Annotated in this window: 1 protein-coding gene; it reads right to left on the reverse strand. The window is 42.6% G+C overall.

Annotated elements, in window-relative coordinates; translation table 11 throughout:
- Nucleotides 1–373: 373 nt before the first annotated feature.
- On the reverse strand, nucleotides 374–502 hold the full coding sequence (locus EYW48_RS21355) for a hypothetical protein (protein ID WP_274674232.1): 129 nt from the start codon (nucleotides 500–502) through the stop codon (nucleotides 374–376).
- Nucleotides 503–704: the final 202 nt, after the last annotated feature.

Raw genomic sequence — 704 nt, forward strand, 5'->3', positions numbered from 1 at the left:
AATTAGGTATTTTGTCGTAATTCGCTGGCGAAAGTGCAGCAGCTAACTAGGCGTTTAAGACGGATTCCCAACGCTTGGGAGTTTCGGTTCTAGGTTGAGTTTTGTGTTTAAGGCGCAATGGTTTAGGATTGTGGTCTCGTTGCTCACCACTTAACGCAGCGTTAGCTGGGGTTAAGAAAAACGGTGAATTTAGGGTGGAAAGGCTTTCGGTTTTCTAGCTACACACCGTATAAATCTCAGTTTCTCAACTATCTCGCCAGTGGCACTTTTCGGGAAGTGTTTGAACTTAACAAAGTCTGCTTACGGGAAGTGTTGTGTTTGTTAAGTTCGTTGGCGCGGTTTCTTTGTTGTCGAAATTCATGAATGCCTAAATTCATTTCGTGTGCTCTGTCGTTGGCTTTTTCGATAGAATTCTTTGCAAATTACCGAACTCAGGAATGGTGATTTTCTCGGTCATTTCTTCTTTGCCAAGAGCATTTCGTGGATTGGGTTTTAATTTCACAGCTGTCCGTTTTACTTTGCCGTTTAAAAGCCATAATGTGTTTCAAATTAGGCATTTTGGTGTAATTTGCTAGCTAAAGTGCAGCAGCTAACTAGGCGTTTAAGACGGATTCCCAACGCTTGGGAGTTTCGATTCTAGGTTGAGTTTTGTGTTTAAGGCACAATGGTTTAGGATTGTGGTCGCGTTGCTCACCACTTAACGC

Origin of the sequence: Vibrio sp. 1180_3 (genome assembly GCF_029478545.1) — a bacterium.
GTDB classification, from domain to species: domain Bacteria; phylum Pseudomonadota; class Gammaproteobacteria; order Enterobacterales; family Vibrionaceae; genus Vibrio; species Vibrio aestuarianus.